This is a genomic window from Micromonospora sp. NPDC049044 (assembly GCF_040649215.1).
Taxonomy (GTDB): domain Bacteria; phylum Actinomycetota; class Actinomycetes; order Mycobacteriales; family Micromonosporaceae; genus Micromonospora.
In genome coordinates, this window is the sequence record NZ_JBEZFA010000007.1 from 192,841 (window position 1) to 219,632 (window position 26,792).

The window sequence follows — 26,792 nt, forward strand, 5'->3', positions numbered from 1 at the left end:
TGGGTCGATGGGTGTGCGGGTGGAGCGGGCCGGTCCGGTGACCACTGTCGTGCTGGATCGGGTCGCCGCTCGCAACGCCGTCGACGGGCCGACGGCCCGGGCACTCGCGGACGCCTTCCGAGCCTTCGACGCCGACCGGGACGCGGCGGTGGCGGTGCTCTGGGGGGCCGGTGGCACGTTCTGCGCCGGAGCCGACCTCAAGGCCCTCGGCACGCCGAGCGGCAACCGGGTCGAGCCGGAGGGGGACGGCCCGATGGGCCCGACCCGGATGACGCTCAGCAAACCCGTGATCGCGGCGATCTCCGGGTACGCGGTGGCGGGTGGGCTCGAGTTGGCGCTCTGGTGCGACCTGCGGGTCGCCGAGTCCGACGCGACGCTCGGGGTGTTCTGCCGCCGCTGGGGGGTGCCGCTCATCGACGGTGGCACAGTGCGGTTACCCCGGCTGATCGGCGAGAGCCGGGCGATGGATCTGATCCTCACTGGCCGTCCGGTGCCGGCCGAGGAGGCGTACTCGATGGGGTTGGTCAATCGGTTGGTGCCGCCCGGCCAGGCGCGGTCCGCCGCCGAGGAGTTGGCGGCGACGATCGCCCGGCACCCGCAGACCTGCCTGCGCAACGACAGGGCCTCGGTGCTGGCGGGCGGTGGTCGCGGCGAGCCGGAGGCGCTGGCTACCGAGTTGGCGTACGGGATGGCTTCGCTCGCCACGGATGCGGCTGCCGGCGCGGCCCGGTTCGTGGCTGGCGAGGGACGGCACGGCACGATGCCGCCGGGAGGAGTGCACCTCCCGGCGGCATCCGGTGCGGGTCGGCTCAGTTGCGGTTGATGGTGAAGGTCGTCGTGGTGTTGCGGATGTCCACCGCGTTGTTCGTCAGCCGCAGGTTGTTGAAGGTGACCGAGCCGACCGCCGGGCCCTGACCGGGTTCGGGCATCTCGTTGGCCCAGACCGCGAAGCCCGACTTGGCGTCGAACGCGTCACCGCTCTTGCGGGCACCGCTGATCGAGATGTTCGTGAAGACGGTGTCGGTGATCGGGTTCTCCGGCTGCGAGCCGTTGTACTTGGTCTGGAACATGATTCCCGAGTACGTCGGATCGACGATGTCCACGTCGGACACCCGGATGCCGCGGAACTCCTTGGACGCGGAGAAGACCCAAATCGCGGGGAAGGTCTGCGATCCCCAGAAGTGCCCACCCGCCCGGATCAGCGAGATGTTCTGGAACTGGGTCGGTGGGCTGGCCCCGAACCCGATGAACGGGTAGCCGAAGTCCAGCGAGCTGATGGTGATGCCGGAGTACGTCAACATGTCCGCGATGTAGAGGTTGCGGAAGATGTTGTTGTAGCCCCCGTACACCGCCAGCCCGGCCGCCCGCCAGGTGAGCGTGGCGGTGAGGTTCTCGAACACGTTGCCGTTGTTGCCTGTCGACGCGCCCTGGTCGGTGGCCGAGAAGAGGGCGAACGCGTCGTCACCGTTCGACCGGCCCTCGGTGTTGGTGATCAGGTTGTTGGTGCTGCCGTTTGTCAGGTTCACCCCGTCGGCGAAGGTGTCCCGGAAGCGGCTGTTCTTGATGGTCAGCCCGCTGACGCTCACCCCCCAGTACGCGCAGACGGTGTGCTCGACCCAGACGCTGTCCAGCGTCATGTTGTCGACGTCCTTCAGCTCACCCCAGACCTTGCCCGGCCCGTCGATCCGGTTCGTGTAGTTGCCGAAGAAGGCCAGGTGGGAGAAGGACGAGCCGCTGGCCGAGGACTCCACCCGGAAGCCCGCGTCGGTGTTCTGCTGACCGGTCGGTGTCTGGAAGCGGGTGTACCACATACCCGCGCCCGTCACGGTTATCGGCTTGCCGTACACCTGGAACTTCTGCGCGGTCTCGTACGTGCCGGCCGGCAGGTAGACGCCGATCAGGTTGCCTGTGGTGTCCATCCGCACCGCGTCCAGCGCGTTCTGCACGTCCTGGTGGCTGAAGCCGGACGGCACCCGGTAACGGGTCGGGTCCGGGTTGGCTCGCGGCGCGACAAGCTCCAGGTTGATGAAGTCGATCGCGTACGTGGTGGTGTTGGCCGGGTCCTTCTGGAGGCGGATCCTGCTGCCGGCCGGGATCGTCGAGTTCAGCATCACGTTCGCCTCGTCGTACAGGTGGCGAGGCGGACCGGCACTCGGCGAGTCACTCGGGCTGGCCTCCGCGCCGTAGAGCCAGATGTGCTTGGAGGTCAGGTTGATCGGCTTGTGCAAGGTGCCGTTGACGTAGATGTTCAGCGTCGAGTCGATGCCCCCGCCGCCTGCCGAGTCGGGGATGGAGAAGCGGGTGACGAGCGTGTTCGTGGCCGCCCGGGTGGTCCACTCGACGTACGCGCCGGTGCTGTTCAGGGTCACCGCACGACGGCCGGACGCCTCACCGCCGAGGTTGCCGATCTCCCGGTTCGGGCCGACCTGCCCCGCGCCGCCGCCGGTGGTGCCGTCCTCGGCCTCGTACATGTCGTAGCCCAGATTCGCGCCGCGCCCCACGAAGAGCGGCCGGTCGCTTGTGTTGTTGGTCTGCTTGACCGGCAGCTCGTTGCCGTCCACTGCGAGCACCACCCGGACTGTGTACTTGCCGTTCGCGGCGGTCCAGGTGCCCAGGTTGATCGGGCCGACAGTCGCACCGGCGTTGATCACGCCGGAGTACGAGCCGGTCAGGGTACGCACGGCGGTGCCGGACTCGTTGAGCACGGTAAGGGTGATGCCGTGCGCACCGGACGCGGACGCCTGGTTGCCGGCGTTGCGGATCGACACCGAGAAGGTGACTGTGCTGCCCGGCGGCGGGTTGCCCGGCGACCAGTCGACAGCCAAGGCGACCAGGTCGGAGCTGGCCACCGCGCCCACCACCAGTGGGCTGGGGTTGGAGTAGCTGTTGTTTGTGTCGTCCTGTTCAACGACGGTGTTCGACTCGTCGACCTTTGCGCTGAGCGGGTAGCTGCCCGCGTCGCGGGTGCCGATGCTGGCGCTGACAGTGGTCGACCCGCCGGCCGCGAGGCTGCCGACCGAGGCGGTGCCGACGCGGGTGGAGCCCAGGTAGAAGTTGACGTTGGTGGCGGCGGAGGCCGCCGAGCCGGCGTTGCGCACCGTCGCGGAGAGCGTGATGGTGCTGGTCTCCACGGGCGCGGACGGGCTGAACGACATGCCGGTCACGGTGAGGTCCGGGTTCGGCGCGGGGGTGCCGAAGACCTGGAACTCGGCCACCTGCCCGGCCGGTGCACCGGTGTTCGAGGCGATCGAGAGCCGCACGTCGGCTGCCGCGCCGCTGACCGGGATGGTCACCGTGTTGCCGCTGGCCGGGTTGAAGGTGTAGTTCGCCGCGCCCACCACTGTGGTGAACGTCGACGAGCCCTGGTCCCGACCGAGGACTGTGATGTTCTGGGTACGCGTGCCCCAGGCCGAGTCCGGGTTCAGTTTCAGCACGACCTGGCTGAGGCTGGCGTTCGCGCCGAGCTGCACGGTGAGCGTGCTCGGGTTGCCGTTGCCCTCCCAGTAGGTGGCCACGTTGTTGTCGTTGGCGTTGGTGGCCACGAACGTGTGCACGAACCCGGAGGCGGTGATCGGCTTGCCGACCGCCAGGTTGCTCCCGGTGGGTGGGTTACCGGTGCCGGTCCGGGTCACCGTGTTGCTGTTCGCCGACTGGTTGCCGGCCGCGTCCCTGGCCCGCACGTAGTACGAGACCGTGGCGGTGTCCGCCTGGCTGTCGGTGTAGGTGAGCGTCGAGCCGCCGACGCTGCCGCGCAGCGCGCCGCCCGCGTACACGTCGTAGCCGGTCACCCCGACGTTGTCGGTGGACGCCGACCAGGTGAGCCGGATCTGCCCGCTGGCGGGCTGGGTGTACGCCAGGTTGCCGGGGGCGCTCGGCGCCTGGGTGTCGGTGCTGCCGGTGGCGCCGTACACCTCGACCTCGGAGAGCTGCGCCGCCGGCCAGCCGGTGTTGCCGGTGACCTGCACGCGCACGTAACGCGTGCTGGCGGCGGTGAAGCTGACCGTCGCGGTGTTGCCGCTGCTCGGGTTGAAGGTGTAGCCGGCGGACGCCTTCAGCGTGCTGAACGTCGAGCCGTTGGTGGAGCCCAGCACCGACAGGGTCTGGGTGCGGGTCTGCCAGTCCGACGACGGGGGCAGCTTGAGCACCAGCCGGTCGACGCTGACAGTGGCGCCCAGGTCCGCCTGGATCCACTGCGGGAACGCGTTGTTGGCGCTCTCCCAGTAGGTCGACGCGTTGCCGTCGTTGGCGTTGCCGGCCACGTAGTTCTGGTTGTAACTGCTGGCGGTCATGGTGGCCGAGAGCCCGGCGAGCAGGGCCGCGCGGGCGGAGCCCGCCGGGGCGGAGGCGGGCGTCGCCGCCGGGGCCGCGGTCGCGGGGGTGACGGCGGGGACGGCGGCGAGGAGCAGTCCGGCGAGCGCCCCGGCGAGCAGCCGCCGGGCCGGCAGTCGGCCGGACCGGTGGGCGCGGTGGGCGCGGTGGGCTCGGTCGGTTCGGGGGACGGAACCGGGCGAGCTGGCACGCGGGGTGCCTCGGGTGGTGCCGTTTCTGGACATGGGTGGCTACACCTCTTTCGGCTGTGGTGTGGGGTGCGTTGCCCGGCGACGGGTGCAGGGGTACGCCCGTCGTGCCGCGACAGGTGGGGGACGGTGCGGTGCGGGACGGGTGCGGGCGGGCCGGCGCCGCGCTGCGCCGGGCCTCCGACCGGTGGCCCCCGCCCTGCTCGGCGGGGGCCGTCGGCCTAGCTGGAGTAGACCTCGAACTCGCTGAGCTGACCGGCCGGCCAGCCGGTGTTGCCGGTGACTGTCAGCCGCAGGTACCGCTGGCTGGTCGCCGTGAAGGTCACCGTGACCGTGTTGCCGCTGGCCGGGTTGAAGGTGTAGCCGGCGGACGCCTTCAGGGTGCTGAACGACGAGCCGTTCGTGGAGCCGAGCACCGCGAGCGTCTGGGTACGCGTCTGCCAGGCCGACGACGGTGGGAGCTTCAGGACGACCCGGGAGACCGAACGGGTGGTGCCCAGGTCCACAGTCAGCGACTGCGGGAATGCGTTGTTGGCGCTCTCCCAGTAGGTGTTCGGGTTGCCGTCCACCGCGTTGGGGGCGGCGTACACATCGGAGTGGCTGGTCTCGGTGATCGACCGCCCGGCCGCCAGGTTGCCGCTGGGCGGCGGGGTGGTCGGGGGTGGGGTGGTGGGCGGCGGGGTGGTCTGCGTGCCGCCGTACACCTCGACCTCGCTGAGCTGCGCGGCCGGCCAGCCGGTGTTGGCGGTGACGGTGACCCGGACGTAGCGGCGGTCACCGGTGGGCAACCCGATCGACACGGCGTTGCCGCTGCCGGGGCTGAAGACCCGACCGGCGGACGACGCAAGCGTGCTGTACGACGAGCCGTCGGTGGAGCCGAGCACCGACACCGTCTGGGTGCGCTGCTCCCAACCACTCGGCAGCTTGAGCACCACCCGGTCGACCGATCGGGACGCGCCCAGGTCGACGGTGATCGACTGCGGGAAGGCGTTGTTGGCGCTCTCCCAGTAGCTGCCCGCGTTGCCGTCCACCGCGTTGCCCGCCGAGTAGTTCTGGTTGGTGCTTGTCGCGGTCGTCGACCGGTTCAGCGCCAGGTTCCCGCCGGTGGGCGGCGGCGTGGTCGGGGGCGGCGTGGTCGGGGGTGCGGTGGTGGGCGGCGGGGTGGTGGGGCCGGTGGTCGGTGGGGTGCTGGGGCCGCCACCCCACTGCGGCTCGGGCCACGGTCCGCAGTACGGGGTAGACGTGTACCAGCCGGAGTTGCCGCTGCCCTGGGTGATCTGGAAGCCACTGCCCACACAGTTGTGCATCGGGTTGCTCTGCGCGATGTTGGTGGCCCGCACGTTGGTGAAGGACACCTGGCTGGGCGCCTGCACCTGGAGCGCGTACGTGCCGGCGCCGTCGATCCGCACGTTTGTGAGATTGATGCCGCTGGTCTGGCCCTCGATCCAGTGCAGCGCCGCGTACGAGCTGTCCAGGATGTCGGTGTCGGTGATGTTGATGGTGGCCTGCTGGAACGCCTCGTTCAGGGCGGAGAACCAGATCGCCCCGACGCCGAAGTTCCAGTTGTAGTCCGAGTTGCCGTTGCGGATCAACGTGTTCCGGGCGATCGTCCAGGTGCCCCGGACCGCGGTGTCGCCCTGCACCCCCGGGTAGCGGTTCGCGACGTGGATGCCGCCGCCGTTGGTGAGCGAGTCGGCAGTCACATTGTCGGTGATCTTGATGTCCCGACCGCCGTAGCTGACCAGGTGGTTCGCCAGCAGGGTCACGCCGATGGTGTTGTGGGTGAAGGAGTTGTTGACGTTCGGCACGCTCTGCGCCCACATCGCCAACGCGTCGTCGCCGGTGTTGCGGACGAACGTGTTCGTCACAGTCGAGTTGGTCACCCCGGTGTGGAAGTTCACCCCGTCGGCGGTCTGGTCCAGGATCCGGCTGTTGCGGATGGTGAAGTTGTCCATCGGGCCGTCCATCCACGCCCCGACCTTGGTGTTCTCCAGCCACAGGTTGTCGACCACCGAGTTGGTCATCGCCCCGCCCAGGGCGTTCACCTGGTCCTCGTCCACCCGCTCGCGGATGTCGCCGATGATGGCGAAGTCCCGCAGTGTGACGTTGCGGCTCGGTCCGCCGGCCTCGTGCGACCGGATCTCCCCCGTGTACCCGCCGCCGGGGACGTACTTGCCGTAGATGCCGGCGGCCCGCTTGCGGTCGGTGGGGTGCCGCCCGCCGAGCACCGAATACCACGGGCCCGCGCCACGCACTGTCACCCCGTCGACCACCACGTGGTCCCAGAGGGTGAACGTGCCGGTCGGGATCCAGACGGCCCGGCCCTGGGCCTTTCCGGCGTCGACAGCCGCCTGGAACTTCGCCGTCGAGTCGGTCGCGCCGCTCGGGTCGGCGCCGAAGTCGGTGACCACGTCGATGACACCGGAGGGCTTCGTGATCGCCGGGGCGACCAGCTCGAAGTCGGCCAGGTCGATGGTGAACGAGGGCGACTGGGCCGTCGAGGAGACCTGGAACCGGATCTTCGTGCCGGCCGGCTGGGTGCTGCCGAACATCGCCCGGGTCTCGTCGTAGAAGTGGTGCGGGTTGGTGTCGCCCGGGTTGTTGTTGAACGGGTATCCGCCGTAGTACCAGCCGTACCTCGACGTCACCGGGACCGACTTCAGCAGCGACCCGTTGGCCCGCAGGTCGATTGTGGCGTCCCGGCCGGTGCCGGCCGAGCTGTCCGGCAGGCTGTACCGGAAGGTGACAGCGTTGGCCGGCGCGGTGAGGGTGAACTCGACGTACTCACCGACGCTGTCGAGGGTGACCGCTTCCCGGCCGGACGCCTCGGACGGCAGCGTGCCGTAACGCCGGTCGGGGCCGATCTTCGAGCCGTTGTGGGCGGCCTCCTCCGCCTCCTGCTCGACGAACGGGACGGTGGCGCCCCGGCCGGAAATGTCGAAGGGGGACAACCCGGCCGCCGAGGCCGGAGTCGCGGTGCCGGTGATCGCGAGGACGGTCACCGAGGTGGCGGCGATCAGGGTGGCAGCGATGGCGGCCAACCCTGCCCGGGTCGGGTGTCGAAGGTGGTGCGGGGTGCCGGTGGTGGTGTGGTTGGCCATGAGCTGCGCTCTCCCTTTCGTCAGGCAGGCCAGATCCCCCCGTGTCGGTGCGGCGCGTCCCCCTCGTTCCTCCTTCCGTTCGGGTGGGGTGGTGCCGGCGGCCGGGACAGGCCGCCGGCACCACGGCGAGCGGTGTCAGGTCTGGTCAGCCGCCTTCGCGGTCCGCAGCCAGACTGCGGTGTCGGACGGCAGCAACCCGTCGTCGAGCGGCCCGCTGGCCAGCAACAACTCCCCCTCGGCTGGCATCGGCACCGGCGCGTCGGAGAGGTTGACCAGGCAGCTGAAGCCGCCGCCACGACTGAAGGCGAGCACCCCGTCCGGGGCGGGCAGCCAGGTGAGTTCCCCGTCGCCAAGCGCCGGGTCGGCCCGCCGAGCCTGGATCGCCGCCCGGTACAGCTCGAGCATCGAGGCCGAGTCTCCGGTCTGTGCGCTCGCCGTCCGGTCCTTCCAGTCGGCCGGCTGCGGCAGCCAGGGCGCCGCGGCACCGGGCGGACTGAACTCGAACGGTGGCTCGTCACCAGCCCACGGCAGCGGTACGCGGCAGCCGTCCCGGCCCGGGTCGACCCGGCCGGACCGCTCCCACATCGGGTCCTGGCGCAGCGCGTACGGAATGTCCTCGACCTCGTAGAGGCCCAGCTCCTCGCCCTGGTAGACGTAGGCGGCGCCGGGCAGCGACAGCGACAGCAGTGCGGCGGCCCGGGCTCGGCGGGTGCCCAGCTCCAGGTCGGTGGGGATGCCCTCGCGCTTGGCCGCGAAACTGAACCTGGTGTCGGCCCGACCGTAGCGGGTGACGTGCCGGGTGACGTCGTGGTTGGAAAGCACCCAGGTGGCCGGCGCGTTCACCGGCGCGTGCGCGCTCAGCGTCCCGTCGATGCTCTCGCGCAACGCGGAAGCGTCCCAGGCGCAGCCGAGGAAGTCGAAGTTGAACGCGGCGTGCAGCTCGTCCGGGCGCAGGTAGTTGGCGAACCGTTGCCGGTCCGGCAGCCACACCTCACCGATAAGCGCCCGGTCGGCGTACTCGTCGGCGACCCGTCGCCAGCCGCGGTAGACGTCGTGCACCCCGTCGAGGTCGTGGAACGGGTGCGGTTGGTCGGGCTGGACCTCGGGCAGCGTCGCGTCCTTGACCAGCAGCCCGGCCGAGTCGATCCGGATGCCGTCCACTCCCCGGTCGAACCAGAACCGCAGGATGTCCTCGAACTCCGCGCGCACCCGGGGGTGGTCCCAGTTGAGGTCCGGCTGCTGCGGGGCGAACAGGTGCAGGTACCAGTCGCCGGGGGTGCCGTCCGGGTTGGTGGTGCGCGTCCAGGTCGGCCCGCCGAACTCGCCGACCCAGTCGGTGGGTCGCTGGTCGCCGTTCGGACCCCGGCCGGGCCGGAACCAGAACAGGTCCCGCTCGGGTGCGTCGGGCCCGCCCGCGAGCGCCGCCTGGAACCAGGGGTGCGCGTCGGAGCAGTGGTTGGGCACCACGTCGACGATGGTCCGGATGCCCAGCGCGTGCGCCTCGGCGATCAGGGCCTCCGCCTCGGCGAGGGTGCCGAAGACCGGGTCGATGTCCCGGTAGTCGGACACGTCGTAGCCGGCGTCGGCCATCGGCGACGGATACCAGGGGCTGAACCAGATCGCGTCGACGCCGAGCGCGGACAGGTGGTTCAACCGGGATCGGATGCCGGCGATGTCACCGATGCCGTCACCGTTACCGTCGGCGAAGCTCCGGGGATACACCTGGTAGATCACGGCTCCACGCCACCACGGACTTCTGTCAGCTGTGGACACGAGCACCTGCTTTCTGCGTCAGTACGTCGGCGGGTCCGCCGGACCTGGGTAGGTATCGGGCGAACGGTCGTTGTTCGCCGCGCGGGAGGGTGCGGTGGTGGCTAACCCTTGATGCTGCCCGTGGTCAGACCGGACATGATGTTCCGTTGGAAGATCAGGAAGATGATGACAGTCGGGATCGCGGCGATGACCGACGCGGCGATCACCACGTTCATCGGGGTGCCACCGGCGAAGGTGTAGATGCCGACGCTCACCGTCCGGGTCTCCGGCGACGGCATGACCAGCTTCGGCCAGAGGAAGTCCTTCCAGACCGCCGTCACCGCGAAGATCGAGACGACGCCGAGGATGGGGCGCGACAGCGGCAGGATGATCGACCAGAGGGTACGCAGCGACGACGCCCCGTCCATCAGGGCCGCGGCCATCAACTCCTCGGGGATCGAGTCGAAGAACCGCTTCAACAGGAAGATGTTGAACGCGTTCGCGACCATCGGCAGCCAGATCGCGAACGGCGAGTCCAGCAGGTTGATGTGCAGGATCGGCAGGTCGAGCACCGTCACGTACTGCGGGACGATGAGGACCATCGCCGGGATCATCAGGGTCCCCAGCATCAGGGCGAGGATCGCGTTGCCGAAGATCGGCCGCAGCTTGGACAGCGAGTACGCGGCGGCGCTGTCGAGGACGAGCTGGAACAGCACCGCGCCGATGGCGTAGTAGAAGGTGTTGAACAGCAGCTTGGCGAGGGCCAGGTTGTTCCAGGCGTCGATGTAGTTCTGCGGCTGCGGATCCTTCGGGAACAGTGACGGCGGCGTCTGGGCGATCTCCTGGCCGGATTTCAGCGCGCCGGTCACCATCCAGTAGAGCGGCCCGAGGAAGACGAGCGTGAAAACCGCCACGACGACGACAAGCAGCGTCCAGTAGATGATCCGGCCGCGGCCCCGGGTGAGCTGGGCCTGGGAGATGAGGGTCCGGGTTCCGGAATCCTGTGCCATTCCTCGCCGTCCTAGTCCTGTTTCGCAGTCAGCCGCACGTACACGGTGGAGAAGCCGGCCAGCACCACGAGCATGATCACGCCCAGCGCGGCGGCGCCGTTGAGGTCGTTCTGGAAGAACCCGTGCTGGTAGATGAGGTACGCCACCGAGGTCGCGGAGTCCTCCGCGCCCGCGCCGTTGGCGAGGATCAGCGGCTCGATGAAGAGCTGCATGGTCGCGACGATCTGCAGCATCGCCATGAGCGCGAGGATCAGCCGGGTCTGCGGGATCGTCACGTGCCGGATCCGCCGCCAGATCCCGGCGCCGTCGAGCTCGGCCGCCTCGTACAGCTCGCCGGGGATGTTCTGCAACGACGCCAGGTAGATCAGCACCGCGCCGCCCATGCTCATCCAGGTCGACGCGACCACCATGGCCGGCATCGTCATCTCCGGCGACTGCATCCACTGCGAGGTGGGCAGGTGCAGCGCCGTGAGGATCGCGTTGAACAGCCCGGCCTCGCTGGGGTCGTACGCGTAGAACTTGAACAGGAACAGCGCCGAGGCCGGCGGCAGCATCACCGGCAGGTACACCAGGATCCGCAGGTACCCCTTGGCGTGCCGGAACTCGTTGAGCAGGATCGCCACGAAGAACGGCACCACGTATCCGAGGCCGAGCGCGAGCACCGTGAAGTAGAAGGTGTTCTGCCAGGCCGTCCAGAAGCTCGGGTCGGCGATGATGCGGGAGTAGTTGTCCCAACCCACCCAGGTGGTCTCACCACGACGGGTGCGCTGGAAGCTCATCACGATGCCGCGGACCATCGGGTACCAGGAGAAGACGACGAAGCAGAGCACCGCGCCGATCAGGAACGCGTGCCCGGTGAGATTGTCCCGTACCTTGCGGCCGAGGCTCGTGCGCTGCGCCCCGGCCGGGTACGCGGACGGCGGGCGGCCCGGTTTCCTGGGGGTCTCCGGGACGACGGTGATCGCCAAGGCAACTCCTGGGTGAGTGAGTGACGTCGAGATGCGGTGCGGGTGGTGTGGGGGCCGGGTCGGCGTTCCCGGCCCCCACACGCTCGGTCAGCTCTCCGCGGTGAGGAGCTGGTTGACCTTCTCCTCGGCGGTCTTGAGCAGCGCGTCGATGTTCGAGTTCGGGTTGGTCAGCACACCGGACATCGCCGCGTCGAGCACTGCGTAGATCGCCTGCGCGTTGCGCGGCTCACCCTTGATCGGGACCGGGGTGGCCTCGAAGAGCGCGAAGTTCGCGGTGTCGAGGTTCGCGTTGGCCTTGCGCAGTTCCAGTTCCTGCTTCTGCGTCTCACTGCCGTTGGCGAAGAGCAGCGGCTGGGGCAGACCCACCGGGTAGTTCTGCGGCTTGGCCCGGACGTAGTCGAACTGGCCCTTGCCCGGCGTCAGCTTCTGGTAAGCGATCCACTTCATGCCGGCCTTGACCTGCTCGGGGGTCAGGTCCTTCTTGAAGAAGTAGCCCTCGCCGCCACCGAGCGTCCCCTTCGCCGGGCCGTCCTGGCCGGGCAGCGGGCTCATCGCCCAGTCCTGGAACTTGCCCTGGAACTGGCTGACGATCGCCTGGGTGGCGTCCGGCGCGCCGATGAACATGCCGACCTTGCCCGCGCCGGCGTTCGTCAGCAGGTCACCCCACTGCAGCAGCTGGCGGGAGCCCATGCTGTTGTCGCCGTACCGCATGTCCTTGATGTTCTGCAGGACCTGCTTGCCCTGGGCGTTGTTGAAGTCGGCCTTCTTGCCGTCCTCGGTGAGCATGCGGCCGCCCTGCGAGTAGAGCAGGGAGGTGAAGTGCCAGCCACCGGTGTTTCCGGCGCTGTACTCCGAGTAGCCGGCGATGCCGTTGCCGAGGGCGGAGATCTTCTTGGCGGCGGCCCGGACGTCGGCCCAGGTCTTGGGCGGGTTGTTGGGGTCGAGCCCGGCCCGCTGGAACAGGACCTTGTTGTAGACCAGGCCCATCGAATAGTTCTTGACCGGTACGGCGTAGAGCTTGCCGCCGTCGGTGAAGACCTCCTTGAGCGCCGGGTCGACGCTGTCCCAGGTGGGGATCGTGTCCTTGTTGGCGTACTGGGTGATGTCCATCGCCTGGCCGGAGTCCAGCACCTGCTGGAGGTCGGTCATGTAGCCGTAGAACACGTCGGTCACGGTGCCGCCGGCCAGACGGGCGGTGAAGTCCGGCGGGTTGTTGCACTGCTCGCCGACGCTGACGCTCTTGATGTCGATGTCCGGGTTCTGCCGCTGGAACTCGGCGACGTCGTCGTTCCAGTTCTTCAGCAGCTCTTTCTGCGCACCGACCGGCTGGCAGTCGACGGTGATGGTGACCTTGCCGCCGGCGGTCGTGTCCTTGTCGTCGCTCTTCGTGGAGCACGCCGTGAGGCTGAGCCCCAGGCCGGCCACGAGCGCGACCGCCGCAGCCTTTCGGTATTGCGGTACGGACATCTGTCCATCCCTTCGGGAACGGGTGACTCCAATGACCTTCGCTGATCTGCGGTGATACGACCTGACGCCCAGTAGCTGCGTCGGAGCCAGGTGTGAGTGGAGTCACTGTAGCGAGGAGGACTCATCTCGGCAAGGTATCGACCCCGTATCGAAAAGACACGACGCAATCACGACAGATCTTTGCAACCACGTGGAACCGCCCGGATAAACCGGTCTTTGTACCGTTATGAAGTCCCATCCGCGCAGGTCGATGCCGCAAGCCTCGCCCGAGCGCGTCGATCATGGAGTTGTGGTGCCTGATTCAGGGGTTTACGGGCGTTATGCCACCCACCACAACTCCATGATCGACGTGGCGTGGGGGTGGGGGACGCAGAACGGCCGTCGACCGGGTGGGCGGTCGACGGCCGGAAGGCTTGTTTGGGGCGGTCCCTAGCGACCAGGGGCGGGAGCGGTCGAGCCGCGGACCACCAACTCGGGCTCGAACAGCAACTCGTCGTGCAGCACTCCGACCCCCTCGATCTGGGTGACAAGCAGGTCCACGGCAGCCTGACCCATCGTCTCGATCGGCTGCCGCACCGTGGTCAGCGGCGGGTCGGTGCAGGTCATGAACGCGGAGTCGTCGAAGCCCACCACCGACACGTCGGTCGGCACCGAACGCCCCAACCGCCGGGCCGCCCGGATCGTGCCCAACGCCAGTACGTCGCTGGCGCAGATGATGCCGGTCACGCCGCGCTCGACCAGTTTCGTCGCGGCGACCCGCGCACCCTCCATCGAGAAACTGGACCGCTCGACACACCCGGCGTCGGCCTCGTCCCAGCCCGCGGCCCGGATCATCGCGTCCAGTTTGCGGCGGGACGGCACATGCCCCTCCGGGCCGAGCACCATCCCGATCCGTTCGTGCCCGAGCGAGCGCAGGTGCCCGTAGGCCTGTTCGACCGCTACCGCGTCATCGGTGGAGACCCGGGGGAAACCCAACTCGTCCACGCCGGCGTTCACCAGCACGACGGGAAGGCCCCGGTCGGTCAGGCGACGGTAGTGGTCGTGTCGGGCGTCGGCGAGCGCGTACGAACCACCAGCGAAGATCACCCCGGAGACCTGGTGGTCGAGGAGCATCTCCACGTAGTCCATCTCGGACACCCCGCCGATGGTCCGGGCGCAGAGCGCCGGGGTGTAGCCACGCTGGGCGAGGGTCCCGGTGACGACCTCGGCCAGCGCCGGGAAGATCGGGTTCTGCAGCTCGGGCAGCACCAGCCCGACCAGCCGGGCGCGTTCGCCCCGCAGCTTGGTCGGCCGTTCGTAACCGAGCACGTCGAGCGCGGTCAGCACCGCGGTCCGGGTCGCCTCGGACACCCCGTCACGGCCGTTGAGCACCCGACTGACGGTGGCCTCGCTGACGCCCGCCTTCTTGGCAACTTCAGTCAACCGCTTGGTCACGACCGCAATCGTACGTCGTCTTCGTGAAAGAAATGAACAGCAAACTGCCCAGCGTTTGCCGACTGGCTGCCGCGTTCTTCCCATCGGCCACCATTGCGCCGCTCGAAAGAGGGGGCTGTGCCGCAGCGTCCGTCCCCGTCGACACCAGGTCGCGCGGATCGGTCATGATCGACTCGGGTTTCAGGAAGTCGCGGTGTCGAAAGGGCCCCGGATACCGCGCCTTCAATGAAGGCGAGTCGATCACGCGCCCCGCACACGGCGATGCGCCGCCCGCAGAGGCGGCACGCGGGCGGCGCGGGCGGCATGGGGACGCGGGGGCGGCGCGGGCGGCACGGGGACGCGGGCGGCGCGGGCGTCAGGACAGGTCGCGCAGGGCGGTCTCGATGGCCCGGTGGAACGTCGGGTAGGCGTAGATCATGTGGCGGAGCTGACTCAGCGGCACCGCCGCGTGCACCGCCACCACGAGCGCGGAGAGCACCTCGCCGCCGGCCGGGCCTACCGACGTCGCGCCGATCAGCACGCCCTGGTCGGCGTCGGCGATGACCTTGATGAAACCGTCGTCGCCGACCCGGTGGATCCAACCCCGGGTCGAGTCGCCGAGCCTCGTGAACCCGACCTGCACGTTGATGCCGCGTTCGCGGGCCTGCCGCTCGGTGAGTCCGACCGCGCCCACCTCCGGATCGGTGAAGGTGACCCGGGGCAGCGCCCGGTAGTCGGCGCGCGGGATGGTGCCGGCCGATCCGCTCGACCCGCTCGCGGCGAGTGAGCTGGACGCGCCCATCGCGCCGCCGACCACGCTGGAGGTGCCGCTGGCGTCCGCCCCCGCCGCCGCCTGTCGGGCCACGGCCAGGATGTCGGCGATCACGATCCCCGCCTGGTACATCGCGATGTGGGTGAAGGCGCCCTCGCCGGTCAGGTCGCCGACCGCCCAGACATTGTCGGTGACGTGCAGACGGTCGTCGACCGGCAGGTAACGCTGGCTGGCGTCCACGCCGATCGTGTCCAACCCGAGCTCCTCCAGGTGGGCCTTGCGCCCGGTGACCACCAGCAGCCGCTCGGCGGTGAACTCCGCCCCGCCGCCGCCGTGCAGGGTGAACCGGGTCCCGTCGTGCTCGACCCGCTCGGCGCGTACCCCCGTGTGGATCTCCACGCCGTCGGCGCGCAGCGCCGCGGCGGCGACCTCGGACGCCTCCGGTTCCTCGACGGCCAGCACCCGGTCGAGTGCCTCCACCACGGTGACCCGCACCCCGAAGCGGGCGAAGACCTGGGCGAGTTCCAGGCCGATCGCACCGCCGCCGAGCACCAGCAGCGTCTCCGGCAGTTGTTCGACCTCGATCGCCTGATGGTTGGTCCAGTACGGGGTGCCGGCCAGGCCGTCGATCGGCGGCACCGACGGACGGGTGCCGGTGCCCAACACGACCCCGTGCCGAGCCTGGAACACCTGGTCACCGACGCGGATCCGGCCCGGGCCGTCAAACCGACCACTGCCTCGCACGAGCCGGCCGCCCTTGCCGATGAACCGCTCCGCCGCGACGGTGTCGTCCCAGGTGTCGGTGGCCTCCTCGCGGATCCGCCGGGCCACCGGCGTCCAGTCCGGCTGGACCTGCGCCGTCCCGGCCAGCCCGTCGACCCGACGGGCCTCGGCGAGCGCGTTGGCCGCCCTGATCATCATCTTGCTGGGGATGCAGCCCCAGTACGGGCACTCCCCACCGACCAGGTCCCGTTCGATGCCGACGACACTCAGGCCGGCCTCGGCGAGTCGCTCGGCGACCTCCTCGCCGCCGACCCCGAGCCCCACCACGACCACATCCACAAGCTCCGGCTCCGCCACCGCAACAGCATCCCCCAGCGACACCGCCGCAACCACCGGGGTCGGCGAAAAGTCGGCACGCTCACCGGTCCGGGGCGCTTACCGTGGCGGGATGCAGGCACGCTTCGCTCCGGTCCGGGACTGTTTCCACGACCTGTTCGCCGCCGGCCGGGAGACCGGCGCCGGCCTGACCATCTGGTACGACGGGCAGCCGGTCGTCGACCTGGTCGGCGGTTTCCGGACCGGCGCCGGACCCGACGGTGAACCGTGGCGGCCGGACACGCTCACCAACGTCTACTCGGTCGGCAAGCCGGTGGCCGCGCTCTGTCTGCTGGTGCTCGTCGACCGGGCGCTGGTCGACCTCGACTCGCCGGTCGAGCGGTACTGGCCGGAGTTCCGCACCCCCGCCACCGTGCGCCAGGTGTTGTCGCACACCGCCGGGCTGCCGGCGTTCCCGGTGCCCCGGCCCGCCACCGCGATCGCCGACTGGGCGCTGCTCGCCGGCGACCTGGCCGCCGCCGATCCCGAGTGGTCGCCGGGCTCGGTGGCCGGCGAGCACGCCTGGACGTACGGGCACCTGGTGGGTGAGCTGGTCCGCCGGGTCGACGGGCGGTCGGTGGGCCGGTTCCTGGCCGAGGAGATCGCCGGTCCGTGGCGGCTCGACCTCGGTTTCGGGCTGTCCGAGGCGGACCAGCGGCGCTGCGCCGAGCTGCGCTACGGCGACCCGGGATGGCCGGGTCGGAAGCTCGGCGAGCCGGGTTCACTGCGGGACCGTGCGATGGGCAATCCGGCCGGCGGGCTGGACCTCGCCGTGTTGAACAGCCCCCTGTGGCGGGGTGCCGAGATGCCTGCGGTGAACCTGCACGCCACCGCGGCCAGCCTGGCCCGGCTCTACGCCGGTGTGCTCGCCGGCGGTGTCCTGGACGGTGTCCGGCTGGTCAGCCCGGAGTTGGTCACCGAGGCGACCCGGGTCCAGTACGACGGGCCGGACCTGGTGCTGGACCGGATCGTCAGGTGGACGCTTGGCATGCAGTGGGAGCCGGACGGCAGCTGGGGCATGGGTGGCCTCGGCGGCAGCAGCGCGTGGGCCGACCCGCAGCGGGGCTACACCCTCGCGTACGCCACTGCGCAGCTCGCCGAGCACGACCGGGTGGACGAACTCGCCGAGGCGCTGCACTCCTGCCTCTGACCGACGAGGCGCCCTTCCTCTCAGCGGAGCCAGACGGGGTCGGTGCCCGGCACCGAGAGCGGCGGCGGGTAGTCGAGTGGCTGGCGGAGCGCGTCGGGCAGCCGCCACGGTTGGTGGATGGCCCGGCCCGGCACGGTCGCCAGCTCCGGCACCCACCGGCGCACGTAGTCGCCCGCCGGGTCGTACCGCTCGGCCTGCCGGACCGGGTTGAACCCCCGGTACGGCTTGGTGTCGTTGCCGGTGCCGGCCACCCACTGCCAGTTGCCCGAGTTGTTCGCCACGTCCCCGTCCAGCAGCCAGCGGAAGAACACCCGCACCCCCGCACGCCAGTCCTGCCCGAGGTGCTTGGTCAGGTAGCCGGCGGTGATCAGCCGGGCCCGGTTGTGCAGCCAGCCCCGGGCCCGCAGCTGCCGCATCCCGGCGTCGACGATCGGCATCCCGGTCCGGCCCTCGGTCCAGGCTGCCAGCGCGTCGTCGTCGTAGCGCCACTGCTCGGTGGCGCCCCGCCGGTACGCAGCTGTCGAGATCTCCGGAAAGGCGGCGGTGACCTGGTAGTAGAAGTCCCGCCAGCAGAGCTGCCGGACGAACGGTCCGGACCGGTCCCCGGCGCGACCGGCCACCGCCAGCGGGGACACGCAGCCGAAGCGCAGGTACGGGCTGAGTCGGGAGGTGTCGTCGCCGGCCATGTCGTCGTGCTGGTCGCCGTAGCGGCCCAGGTCGGGCAGCCAGTCGGTGAGCCGCTGCCGGGCGACCCGCTCGCCGCCGACTGCCGCGTCCGGCGAGTCCCCGGCCGGCGGCGTCGGCAGGTTGCCCACGCGTACACCGTCGGGCAGCGTCACCCGACGTGGCGCGGCCAACTCCTCGCGCCACCGGTTGGCCACCCAGGCCCGGTGGTAGGGGCTGAACACCCGGTAGTGGTCGCCGCCGCCCCCGGGCCGCAACGCGCCCGGCTCGACCACTGTCAGCCCGGGGAACAGTCGCAGGTGCAGCCGGTGCCGCTCGCACTCGGCGCGCAACCGCCGCTCCCGACGGCGGGCGTAGTGGCTGACGTCGGCGGAGAGCGCGACGGCTGTGGCGCCGACCTCGCCGGCCAGCCGGATCGTCTCGGCCACCGGGTCACCGTGGCGTACCACCAGGTCGCCGCCGCGCTCGCGGAGCTGGGCACGCAGGTCGGCGAGGGCCTGGTGCAGGAACCGGGTGCGGTTGGCCGACAGGTCGGCCAGCTCCGGGTCGAGCACGTACAGCGGCACCACCCGGTCGAAGGCCGCGCAGCTGGTGGCCAACGCCGGATGGTCGTGCACCCGCAGGTCGCGGGTGAGGAGCACGATCGCGGTGCTGGTGGTCACCGGGTCTCCGGGTCGACCGTCGGCCCGGGGATGGTGACCGGCGTACCGGTCGAGGTGAGCAGGGCACGTGCGGCCACCGCCATCCGTCGCCGCTGCGGCACGACGGCACGCTTGGCGAAGACGTCGTAGTCGTGCGCGGCGACCTCGTCGAGGATGCCGCCGTAGAGGGCGTACGCGGTGCGCATGCAGGCCTGCGAGGCCGGCGCCAGCATGGTGATGCCCGGCGCGGCGGCCGCGTAGTGCGCCTGGGCGCGGGTCACCTCGTACTCGATCAGCTCACGGGTCCGGGGTGTGCCGCGGCCCCGGGCGCGGGCCTCGACCAGCTCGTCGCGGGTGACCCCGAACTTCGTCAGGTCCTCGTCCGGCAGGTAGGTGCGGCCCCGGTCGAGGTCCTCGGCGACGTCCCGGATGAAGTTGGTGAGTTGGAAGGCGAACCCGAGCTGCCGGGCGGGCTCCCGGGCCGCCGCCGGGTCGGAGCTGCCCAGGATCGGCAACATCATGGTGCCGATCACCGCCGCCGAACCCTCCATGTAGTCGAGCAGGTGGTCGTAGGTCGGGTACGCGGTGACTGTCAGGTCCATCGCCATGCTCTTCAGGAACGACGCGAAGTCGTCCCGGTCGAGATCGAAGACGGCGATCGTGTGCAGCACGGCCGGCAGCAGCGGGTCGTCGACCGACGCACCGTGCAGGCCAGCGACGAACCGGCCGGCCCAGTCGTCGAGGCGGGCGGCCCGCTCGGCCGGCGGCAGATCCTCGGTGCGGTCGACGATCTCGTCGGCGTAGCGGGTGAACCCGTAGAGGGCGTGCACATGCCGTCGTTTCCATGCGGGCAACAGGCGGGTGGCGAGATAGTAGGTGCGGCCGTGACGTTTGTGCAGTTCACGGCACCGGTCATAGGCAGCGGTGAGATCAGTTTCCACCGGCCCTCCCTCATTATCGACGCACCAATCGACGCAACTCGTAGCCTAGGGTACGCTCAGCCGCATGGCCAACGACGCAGTTGCGGGTAATGCGACTCGTGTGGCGGCGGCAGTACCGGCCGACCGGGACGACCCGGTCCAGGCCGTGCTCGCCGCGTACACCCATGAGCTGGTCACGGCTGTCGACGAGACGCTGGCGGCCTTCCTCGCCACCGAGGTCGACTCGCTCGCCGAGATCGACACCTCGATGGGCGCCTTCGCCGCGTCCGCCCGGGAGGCCGTCCTCGTCGGCGGCAAGCGGATCCGGCCCACGTTCGCCTACTGGGGTTGGCGCGGGGCGGTCGGCGGTGACGAGGCCCTGTCGCCGGTGCTGCCCGCACTTGCCGCGCTGGAGTTGCTGCACACCTTCGCGCTGGTGCACGACGACGTGATGGACGCCTCCACCACCCGCCGTGGCCGGCCCACCGCACACGTCGCGCTCGCCGAACAGCACATCCAGGCTGGCCACCGCGGTGATCCCGGGCGGTTCGGCGAGGCCGTCGCCGTGCTCATCGGCGACCTCTGCATGGTCTGGGCCGACCAGTTGCTGTCCCATGCCGCGGTGCCACCGGCCCGCCTGTTCGAGGTGCGACGCTGCTACGACCTGATGCGGGTGGAGACGGTCGCCGGGCAGTATCTCGACGTGCTCGGCGAGAACGACCCGGCCAGTTGGTCGGTCGACCGGGCGCTGCGGGTGGCCCGCTACAAGACCGCCAGCTACACCGTCCAGCGGCCACTGCTCTTCGGTGCCTGCCTGGCCGGGGTGCCCGCCGACGATCCACTGGTCGCCGCGTACAGCCGCTACGGCCTGGCCGTCGGCGAGGCGTTCCAGCTCCGCGACGACCTGCTCGGGGTCTACGGCGACCCGGCCGCCACCGGCAAGCCGGCCGGCGACGACCTGCGCACCGGTAAGCCCACCGCGCTGCTCGTGCTGGCTCGGGAGTTGGCCACGCCGGCCCAGCTCAGGGCGTTGGAGCGGGCCGGCGACGAACCCGACCGGCTCGCCGAGTTGGTGGCCGAGACCGGCGCGGTGGCCCGGGTGGAGCGGATGATCTCCGAGCGGGTCAGCGACGCGCTGGCGGCGCTCGACAGCGCACCCGTGGACCGGACGGCGCGGACCGCGCTGACCGGTCTGACCACCGCCGCCACCAACCGGCGGGCCTGATGAGCGACTTTTTCGAGGAGATGGTCACGTGCGGACGGTGACAGGGCGGACGGACCGGGTGGTGGTCGTCGGGGCCGGACTGGGCGGGCTCGCCTGCGCGCTGCACCTCGCCGGCAGCGGCCGGCAGGTGACAGTGCTCGAACGCGAGCCGGTGCCCGGCGGGCGAGCCGGTCGACTCGCCGTGGACGGCTACGAGTTCGACACCGGCCCGACAGTGCTCACCATGCCCGACCTGATCGCCGAGGCGCTCGGTGCGGTCGGTGAGGAGTTGTCCGACTGGCTCGACCTGACCCCGCTCGACCCCGCCTACCGGGCGTACTACCCGGACGGCTCGACCCTTGACGTGCTCACCGACACCACCCGGATGGCCGCCGAGATCTCCCGGGTCTGCGGGCCGCGCGAGGCCGACGGTTACCTGCGCTTCGTCGACTACGCCCGCGAGTTGTGGCGGCTGGAGCGGACCGACTTCATCGAACGCAATCTGGACGCGCCGACCGACCTGATCACCGGCAACCTCCTCAAGCTGCTCGGCGGCGGAGCCTTCCGACGACTCCAGACAAAGATCAACCAGTTCTTCCGGGACCCGCGTACCCAGCGGATCTTCTCCTTCCAGGCGATGTACGCAGGCCTCGCGCCGCACGACGCGCTTGCCATCTACGCGGTCATCGCGTACCTCGACTCGGTGGCCGGGGTCTACTTCCCGCGCGGCGGCATCCACGCGGTCTCCAGGGCCATGGCGGGCGCCGCCGAGAAGCACGGCGTGCAGATCCGCTACGACACGACGGTGACCCGGGTGGAGACGGCGCACGGTCGGGCAACCGGCGTCCTCACCGCCGACGGCGAGCTGGTGCGGGCCGACGTGGTGGTGCTCAACCCCGACCTGCCGATCGCCTACCGGGACCTGCTCCCGGCCGCTCCGGCACGACGGCTCACCTACTCGCCGTCCTGCGTCGTTCTGCACGTCGGCTCGCGACAGGCGTATGAAAAGATCGCCCATCACAACATCCACTTCGGACGCGCGTGGAAGGGCACCTTCGATGAGGTCATCCGGCGGGGTGAGTTGATGACCGATCCGTCGCTGTTGGTGACCAACCCGAGCCGCACCGATCCGTCGGTGGCCCCTGCGGACCGGCACACCTACTACGTGCTCGCTCCGGTGCCCAACCTGCACCGGGCTCCGTTCGACTGGCGTGGCGACCTGACCCAGCGCTACGGCGACCAACTGATCGGCACCCTGGAGGAGCGCGGCTACGTCGGCTTCGGTGCCGGGGTCGAGGTGCTGCGGGCGATCACCCCCGCCGAGTGGGAGGAGCAGGGGATGGCCGCGGGCACCCCGTTCGCCGCCGCGCACACCCTCTTCCAGACCGGCCCGTTCCGCCCGTCGAACCTGCACCGCGACCTGCCGAACGTGGTCTTCGTCGGCTCCGGCACCCAGCCCGGGGTGGGCGTACCGATGGTGCTCATCTCCGGCAAGCTCGCCGCCGGTCGAATCAGTGGGGAAGGTCGATGACGAGCCGAGAGGAGCACCTGGTCGAGCTGGTCGACGAGGCCGGCAAGGCCCACGGCGAGTTGACCGTGTCGGCGGCACACCAGCCTCCGGGGCAGCTGCACCGGGCCTTCTCGGTGCTGCTCGTGGACCCGGACGGTCAGGTGCTGCTCCAACGCCGGGCCGCCGTCAAGACCCGCTTCCCGCTGCGCTGGGCCAACTCCTGCTGCGGCCACCCCCGGCCGGGCGAGTCACTCGCCGAGGCGGCCAACCGGCGGCTGCGCGAGGAGTTGGGCGCGGGCCCGGTCGAGTTGACCGAGGTCGGCGTCTACGTCTACTACGCCGAGGACCCGGCCACCGGTCGGGTCGAATTCGAGTACGACCACGTGCTGCGCGGCGACTTCCGGCCCCCGGCCCCACTACTGCCCGACCCGGACGAGGTCGCCGAGTTGCGGTGGGCTGACCCCGCCGCACTCGAAGCCGAACTGGAGCTCGACCCGCGGTCGTACGCGCCCTGGCTGGGTGGGGTGGTGAACCGGCTGCTGCACCCCTCGGGTGCCGCGTCGGGCCCTCCCGGTCCGGCCGTGACCCCGTCCGGATCGTCGGCGGATGACACGGCGGAGCGGTCGGGTGGTCGATGAGGCGCTGAGCGCGGGCGCTGTCGCACGCCGGATCGGGGTCGCGGTGACCACCCTGCGCACCTGGCATCAGCGCTACGGGCTCGGGCCCAGCGAGCACATCCCCGGTCACCACCGGCGGTACACGCCCACGGACCTGGCCCGCCTGGAGATCATGCGACGGCTCACCGCCGAGGGGGTGAGCCCCGCCGAGGCGGCCCGCTGGGCCCGCCAGGCACCGGATCCGGCGCCCACCGACACCGTCACCTCCGGCCGGGTCCACCGACCCGGCCGGGACGGCGGCGGGACCATCCCGGTGGGCCGCGCCGGACCGGCGGCCCGTGGATTGGCCCGCGCCGCCATGCGGTTGGACGCGGCGGCGATCAGCGAGACGATCGCGCACGCCCTGGCAGCGGGCGGGGTCGTCGCCACCTGGGACGGCCTGCTGCGCCCGGTCCTCGCCGGCATCGGCGAGCGCCACGCCGCCACCGCCGGCCTGATCGAGGTGGAACACCTGGTGTCGCGCTGCATCTCGGCGGCCCTCTCGGCGGCCAGCCGGGTCAAGGTTCCCACCGGTCCGGCCCGCATTCTGCTCTCCGGCGCGGACGAGGAGCAGCACACGCTGCCGCTGGAGGCGTTGGCCGCCGCGCTCGCGGAGGCCGGGGTCAGCTACCGGGCGCTTGGCGCACGGGTGCCGGTCGCCGCTCTGTTGGAGGCGGTCAACCGGACCGGACCGGCGGCCGTGGTGCTCTGGTCGCACACCCGGGCCACCGCCGATCCGGATCAGCTCAGCGCGCTGCTGGCGGCACCCCGCCGCCCGTTGCTGGTGCTGGCCGCCGGCCCCGGTTGGCGAGCCGACACGCTGCCGGCGGGGGTGGTACGGCCGGTCGACCTGGCCGAGGCCGTCTCGCTCGCTGTCGCGGTACGGGACTCGCTGGACCAGTCGAGGCGTGACTGACCGCACTGTCGCCCAGATCTGGACGTGAACTACCGTCGGGGGTCCGCCTACCCCGACCCCTCCGGGAGCGAGCAGATGCAAGCCCGCGCCGTTCTGGCGTCCGTCCTCGCCATGGCGCTGGTCTTGTCCGGTTGTGCCCAGCCGGAACGCACCATCGCACCCGCCGCCGCACCGCGGCCCGCGAAATCGGTGAAGCCCGCCCCATCGCCGCACCCGACCCTCGCCAAGCCGCCCAAGCCGCCGCTACGACCACTGCCGGCCAAGCTCCCCGCCGGCCTGCGGCGCACCACCGGTGCGCGCCCGGTGGTGCTGACCTTCGACGACGGGCCCAGCCCCGCCTGGACCCCGAAGGTGCTCGACCAACTGCGGGCCGCGAAGGTGACTGCCACCTTCTGTGTCGTCGGTCGCGAGGCGCAACGCCACCCGGAGCTGGTTCGCCGGATCGTCCGCGAGGGACACCAGCTCTGCAACCACAGTTGGCGGCACGACCTCGACCTGGCCCGGCGACCTGTCGCCGAGATCAGGGCCGACCTGGACCGCACCAACAGGGCCATCCAGGCCGCGGTGCCCGGGGCGAAGGTGTCCTTCTACCGGCAGCCGGGTGGCCGGTGGACGTCGGAGGTGCTCGCGGTGGCGAAGGAGCTCGGCATGCGCCCCCTGCACTGGTCTGTCGACCCACAGGACTGGGACAAGCCGAGCGCCGCCACGATCGGCAAGCGGGTCCACGCCGCCGCCCGGCCCGGTGCCATAGTGCTGCTGCACGACGGGGGCGGCAATCGGGCCGCGACGCTCGCCGCCTGCCCCCATGTGATCGCGGACCTGAAGCAGCGCTTCGGCATCGCCCAGCTCCACTAGACCGCCTTTGACCTGCGGTTATGACCCAACCCGACCCCCTGCCGATACCGATTTTGTTCACCGACCGGGCATCACGTATGCTTTCCAAGCCTCCGGCGGGGCCGGATGGGAGCAAGTCCGCTTGAAGTTGCGAGTGTGCAATGATGGCGGGGCCGCCCTCATCGTCTAGCGGCCCAGGACGCCGCCCTTTCAAGGCGGTAGCACGGGTTCGAATCCCGTTGGGGGCACGACCGGCGCAAGCCGGAGCAACACAAGCTAGGTCCTGTGGAGCAGTTGGAGTGCTCGCCGCCCTGTCAAGGCGGAGGTCGCGGGTTCAAGTCCCGTCAGGACCGCAGCGCTGACGCCGCGCCTCGCGCGGCGTTCTGCGTATCGGAGCATGTCGCCCGGCCGTCGGTTCGTCCGGTTGTTGGGTAACATGGGCCGAGCAGTACGGCCAGGTAGCTCAGTTGGTACGAGCGTCCGACTGAAAATCGGAAGGTCGGCGGTTCGACCCCGCCCCTGGCCACATAGCCTTTCGCCGGGCTACAGAGGTCCCCACCAGCGGATTCGCAGGTGGGGATCTTGCTGTTCGGGGGCCGTCAGCCGTCACGGCCCTGCTGGCGGTGCTGCGCCACGCCGCTCTGGATCGCCTCCCACACGCTGCGCCCGGCCTGTCGCAGTGTCTCCCCCGCCTGCTCGGCGAGCTGGGCCGCGCTCTGCGCCGCGGCCTGCGCCCCACCCAGGGGACCACCGCCGCCGTCATCGGCTCCGGACGGGCCCGGACCGACGGCGGGCAACGGGCCGGGTCGGTTGCGGGCCTGCCCGGTCGAAGGCTCCGCCGGGCCCTCGGTGCCCCGACCGGTCCCGGACGGCCGCTGCCCTTCACCTCCACCTGCCGGCCGCTGCTCTTCACCCCCACCTGCCGGTCGCTGCCCGGCCGGGTGGTGCCGTTCCCCGTGTCGCCGGCTGGTCGGGTGGCGCTCGGGCATGGCGCCGGACTCCGGTCGTGGCCGTTCCGCTGACCCACCGCCACCGGCCGGCGCCCCCGTCCCGTCGAGTACACCGTCGGAGCGGCGTGCCGACGCCTCGACCGCCCGGTCGGCTGACTGCGGTACGCGGCGGTGCACGTCGTCGAGAGTGCTGACGGCCGTCCGGGCGAGCGCCTCGATGATCTGCGGGTTGTGGTCGAGGGTGTCGAGCGCTCTGCTGAGGATCGTGGTCAGCTGCTCCAACCGCACCCGCAGCTGAGCCTCGGCGTGCACCCCGTCGAGGTCCAGCTCGCCGCTGCTCAGCCGCACCCGTACGCCGGCGTCGACCTGGATCAGGTTGGCCACCCGGGCCCGCAGCGAGAGGTCGGCGTCCAGGCCGTCGACCGCCAGTCGGATCGTGTCGACGGACACCTTCGGAATGTCGAGCAGGACGTCCGGGTCCACCCGGTCCGGCTCCCGCTGCTGCGCGCTCTCGCTCATGCTCTCCCACCCGCCTGCACACCGGCCCGGTCGTCCGGGCCGTTCGGCGCGGTTACCCGCTTTCCGGTCGGCCATCCCGTCCGTGGCGGATCGACGGCGGCCTGTCTGGAACCGGGCACCGCGCGAAGCTGCACAGGCGGGCATCAGCCGGTATGGTCCGGGCCTATGGGACAGGAAATGACTGATCCGGCCGACATCCGGCAGGACGTCGACCGGTTCTCCTTACGGTGCAGCCTCCACGTCCCACACTCCGCCGAGCGGGCGTTCGCGGTCTTCACCGACGAGCTGACCGACTGGTGGGTCACCGAGTACACCTGGTCGGGCCCGGACGCGCTGGCCGAGCTGGGCATGGAGCCGCAGGCCGGCGGCATGCTCTACGAGATCGGCCCGTACGGTTTCCGCGCCGACTGGGGTCGGGTGCTCACCTGGGACCCGCCGCGCCGGTTGGTCTTCGTCTGGCAGATCGGCCCCGACCGGGCGCCGGTGCCGGACCCGGCCCGGGCGAGTGAGGTCGAGGTGCTGTTCCAGTCCGAAGGGCCGGAGCGCACCCGGGTCGAGCTGGAGCACCGGCACTTCGACCGGCACGGCGAGGCTGCCGAGGGTTATCGCGAGGCGCTCACCGTCGGCTGGCATGAGCTGCTCACCCGCTACGTCGCGACGGTCTCCCGCCACCAGCCCACCACCCCCGGCTGACCGCAGCCACTCGGCCG

At 70.7% G+C, this 26,792-nt stretch carries 19 protein-coding genes and 3 tRNA genes; 11 read left to right on the top strand and 11 right to left on the bottom strand.

Annotated elements, in window-relative coordinates:
- Positions 1 to 7: 7 nt before the first annotated feature.
- Positions 8 to 823, top strand: coding sequence for a crotonase/enoyl-CoA hydratase family protein (locus AB0B85_RS08220; protein ID WP_357404860.1), 816 nt, complete (start codon positions 8 to 10; stop codon positions 821 to 823).
- Here AB0B85_RS08220 and AB0B85_RS08225 read toward each other — a convergent pair.
- From AB0B85_RS08225 to AB0B85_RS08260, 8 genes are all read right to left on the bottom strand, one after another.
- Positions 810 to 4,553 (bottom strand): discoidin domain-containing protein, encoded by a 3,744-nt coding sequence (locus tag AB0B85_RS08225; RefSeq protein ID WP_357404862.1) that lies wholly within the window; start codon positions 4,551 to 4,553, stop codon positions 810 to 812. The two genes, AB0B85_RS08220 and AB0B85_RS08225, sit on opposite strands and share 14 nt — an antisense overlap.
- A gap of 185 nt (positions 4,554 to 4,738) precedes the next feature.
- The gene (locus AB0B85_RS08230) at positions 4,739 to 7,618 is read right to left on the bottom strand and encodes a discoidin domain-containing protein (protein ID WP_357404864.1); all 2,880 of its coding nucleotides are present in this window, start codon (positions 7,616 to 7,618) and stop codon (positions 4,739 to 4,741) included.
- Positions 7,619 to 7,753: 135 nt separating this feature from the next.
- Positions 7,754 to 9,352, bottom strand: coding sequence for a glycoside hydrolase family 13 protein (locus AB0B85_RS08235; protein WP_357404866.1), 1,599 nt, complete (start codon positions 9,350 to 9,352; stop codon positions 7,754 to 7,756).
- Between the two features lie 140 nt (positions 9,353 to 9,492).
- On the bottom strand, positions 9,493 to 10,380 hold the full coding sequence (locus tag AB0B85_RS08240; RefSeq protein ID WP_357404868.1) for a carbohydrate ABC transporter permease: 888 nt from the start codon (positions 10,378 to 10,380) through the stop codon (positions 9,493 to 9,495).
- Between the two features lie 11 nt (positions 10,381 to 10,391).
- On the bottom strand, positions 10,392 to 11,348 hold the full coding sequence (locus AB0B85_RS08245) for a sugar ABC transporter permease (protein ID WP_357404870.1): 957 nt from the start codon (positions 11,346 to 11,348) through the stop codon (positions 10,392 to 10,394).
- An 87-nt stretch (positions 11,349 to 11,435) separates the two neighbouring features.
- Entirely contained in the window at positions 11,436 to 12,815 is a 1,380-nt protein-coding gene (locus tag AB0B85_RS08250; RefSeq protein WP_357404872.1) for an extracellular solute-binding protein, read from the bottom strand.
- Between the two features lie 429 nt (positions 12,816 to 13,244).
- On the bottom strand, positions 13,245 to 14,249 hold the full coding sequence (locus tag AB0B85_RS08255; protein ID WP_357404874.1) for a LacI family DNA-binding transcriptional regulator: 1,005 nt from the start codon (positions 14,247 to 14,249) through the stop codon (positions 13,245 to 13,247).
- A 355-nt stretch (positions 14,250 to 14,604) separates the two neighbouring features.
- Positions 14,605 to 16,080, bottom strand: coding sequence for an FAD-dependent oxidoreductase (locus tag AB0B85_RS08260; protein WP_357404876.1), 1,476 nt, complete (start codon positions 16,078 to 16,080; stop codon positions 14,605 to 14,607).
- A 91-nt stretch (positions 16,081 to 16,171) separates the two neighbouring features.
- Between AB0B85_RS08260 and AB0B85_RS08265 the strand changes: the two genes are divergently transcribed.
- Positions 16,172 to 17,248: a serine hydrolase domain-containing protein gene (locus AB0B85_RS08265; protein ID WP_357404878.1), complete on the top strand. Its 1,077-nt coding sequence runs from the start codon at positions 16,172 to 16,174 to the stop codon at positions 17,246 to 17,248.
- Positions 17,249 to 17,268: 20 nt separating this feature from the next.
- Here the strand turns inward: AB0B85_RS08265 and AB0B85_RS08270 are convergent, their stop codons facing one another.
- Both AB0B85_RS08270 and AB0B85_RS08275 read right to left on the bottom strand, forming a co-directional pair.
- The gene (locus tag AB0B85_RS08270; protein ID WP_357404880.1) at positions 17,269 to 18,594 is read right to left on the bottom strand and encodes a deoxyribodipyrimidine photo-lyase; all 1,326 of its coding nucleotides are present in this window, start codon (positions 18,592 to 18,594) and stop codon (positions 17,269 to 17,271) included.
- On the bottom strand, positions 18,591 to 19,514 hold the full coding sequence (locus tag AB0B85_RS08275) for a phytoene/squalene synthase family protein (RefSeq protein WP_357404882.1): 924 nt from the start codon (positions 19,512 to 19,514) through the stop codon (positions 18,591 to 18,593). The genes AB0B85_RS08270 and AB0B85_RS08275 overlap by 4 nt, the downstream gene beginning before the upstream one ends.
- A 64-nt stretch (positions 19,515 to 19,578) precedes the next feature.
- Between AB0B85_RS08275 and AB0B85_RS08280 the strand changes: the two genes are divergently transcribed.
- The 8 genes from AB0B85_RS08280 to AB0B85_RS08315 all read left to right on the top strand — a co-directional run bounded on the left by AB0B85_RS08280 (position 19,579) and on the right by AB0B85_RS08315 (position 25,139).
- Entirely contained in the window at positions 19,579 to 20,718 is a 1,140-nt protein-coding gene (locus tag AB0B85_RS08280; RefSeq protein WP_357404884.1) for a polyprenyl synthetase family protein, read from the top strand.
- Between the two features lie 28 nt (positions 20,719 to 20,746).
- Complete coding sequence (gene crtI, locus AB0B85_RS08285) at positions 20,747 to 22,228, top strand: phytoene desaturase family protein (RefSeq protein ID WP_357404885.1); 1,482 nt, start codon at positions 20,747 to 20,749, stop codon at positions 22,226 to 22,228.
- Positions 22,225 to 22,845, top strand: coding sequence for an isopentenyl-diphosphate Delta-isomerase (idi, locus tag AB0B85_RS08290; protein WP_357404886.1), 621 nt, complete (start codon positions 22,225 to 22,227; stop codon positions 22,843 to 22,845). The genes crtI and idi overlap by 4 nt, the downstream gene beginning before the upstream one ends.
- Positions 22,835 to 23,779 carry a MerR family transcriptional regulator gene (locus AB0B85_RS08295; RefSeq protein ID WP_357404942.1) on the top strand — a complete coding sequence of 315 codons (945 nt, stop codon included), beginning with the start codon at positions 22,835 to 22,837 and terminating at the stop codon, positions 23,777 to 23,779. Before idi ends, AB0B85_RS08295 begins: the two co-directional genes overlap by 11 nt.
- A 75-nt stretch (positions 23,780 to 23,854) precedes the next feature.
- A complete protein-coding gene (locus AB0B85_RS08300) occupies positions 23,855 to 24,634 on the top strand; it encodes a polysaccharide deacetylase family protein (protein ID WP_357404887.1) in 780 nt (259 codons plus the stop codon).
- A gap of 154 nt (positions 24,635 to 24,788) precedes the next feature.
- Positions 24,789 to 24,861: transfer RNA gene (locus AB0B85_RS08305), tRNA-Glu, on the top strand.
- 31 nt (positions 24,862 to 24,892) lie between these two features.
- Positions 24,893 to 24,966 (top strand) — tRNA-Asp (locus tag AB0B85_RS08310).
- Positions 24,967 to 25,065: 99 nt separating this feature from the next.
- Positions 25,066 to 25,139, top strand: a tRNA-Phe gene (locus tag AB0B85_RS08315).
- 73 nt (positions 25,140 to 25,212) lie between these two features.
- On the opposite strand, the gene AB0B85_RS08320 is transcribed toward AB0B85_RS08315, so the two are convergent.
- Complete coding sequence (locus AB0B85_RS08320) at positions 25,213 to 26,082, bottom strand: hypothetical protein (protein ID WP_357404889.1); 870 nt, start codon at positions 26,080 to 26,082, stop codon at positions 25,213 to 25,215.
- A gap of 165 nt (positions 26,083 to 26,247) precedes the next feature.
- On the opposite strand from AB0B85_RS08320, the gene AB0B85_RS08325 reads away from it, so the two are divergent.
- Complete coding sequence (locus AB0B85_RS08325) at positions 26,248 to 26,775, top strand: SRPBCC family protein (protein ID WP_357404891.1); 528 nt, start codon at positions 26,248 to 26,250, stop codon at positions 26,773 to 26,775.
- Positions 26,776 to 26,792 lie beyond the last annotated feature (17 nt).

What these genes read in the sequence shown, in the direction of transcription:
- AB0B85_RS08220 (WP_357404860.1), top strand. Translation starts at nt 8, where the DNA reads ATGGGTGTGCGGGTGGAGCGGGCCGGTCCGGTGACCACTGTCGTGCTG.
- AB0B85_RS08225 (WP_357404862.1), bottom strand. Translation starts at nt 4,553, where the DNA reads ATGTCCAGAAACGGCACCACCCGAGGCACCCCGCGTGCCAGCTCGCCC.
- AB0B85_RS08230 (WP_357404864.1), bottom strand. Translation starts at nt 7,618, where the DNA reads ATGGCCAACCACACCACCACCGGCACCCCGCACCACCTTCGACACCCG.
- AB0B85_RS08240 (WP_357404868.1), bottom strand. Translation starts at nt 10,380, where the DNA reads ATGGCACAGGATTCCGGAACCCGGACCCTCATCTCCCAGGCCCAGCTC.
- AB0B85_RS08250 (WP_357404872.1), bottom strand. Translation starts at nt 12,815, where the DNA reads ATGTCCGTACCGCAATACCGAAAGGCTGCGGCGGTCGCGCTCGTGGCC.
- AB0B85_RS08265 (WP_357404878.1), top strand. Translation starts at nt 16,172, where the DNA reads ATGCAGGCACGCTTCGCTCCGGTCCGGGACTGTTTCCACGACCTGTTC.
- AB0B85_RS08280 (WP_357404884.1), top strand. Translation starts at nt 19,579, where the DNA reads ATGGCCAACGACGCAGTTGCGGGTAATGCGACTCGTGTGGCGGCGGCA.
- idi (WP_357404886.1), top strand. Translation starts at nt 22,225, where the DNA reads ATGACGAGCCGAGAGGAGCACCTGGTCGAGCTGGTCGACGAGGCCGGC.
- AB0B85_RS08300 (WP_357404887.1), top strand. Translation starts at nt 23,855, where the DNA reads ATGCAAGCCCGCGCCGTTCTGGCGTCCGTCCTCGCCATGGCGCTGGTC.
- AB0B85_RS08320 (WP_357404889.1), bottom strand. Translation starts at nt 26,082, where the DNA reads ATGAGCGAGAGCGCGCAGCAGCGGGAGCCGGACCGGGTGGACCCGGAC.
- AB0B85_RS08325 (WP_357404891.1), top strand. Translation starts at nt 26,248, where the DNA reads ATGGGACAGGAAATGACTGATCCGGCCGACATCCGGCAGGACGTCGAC.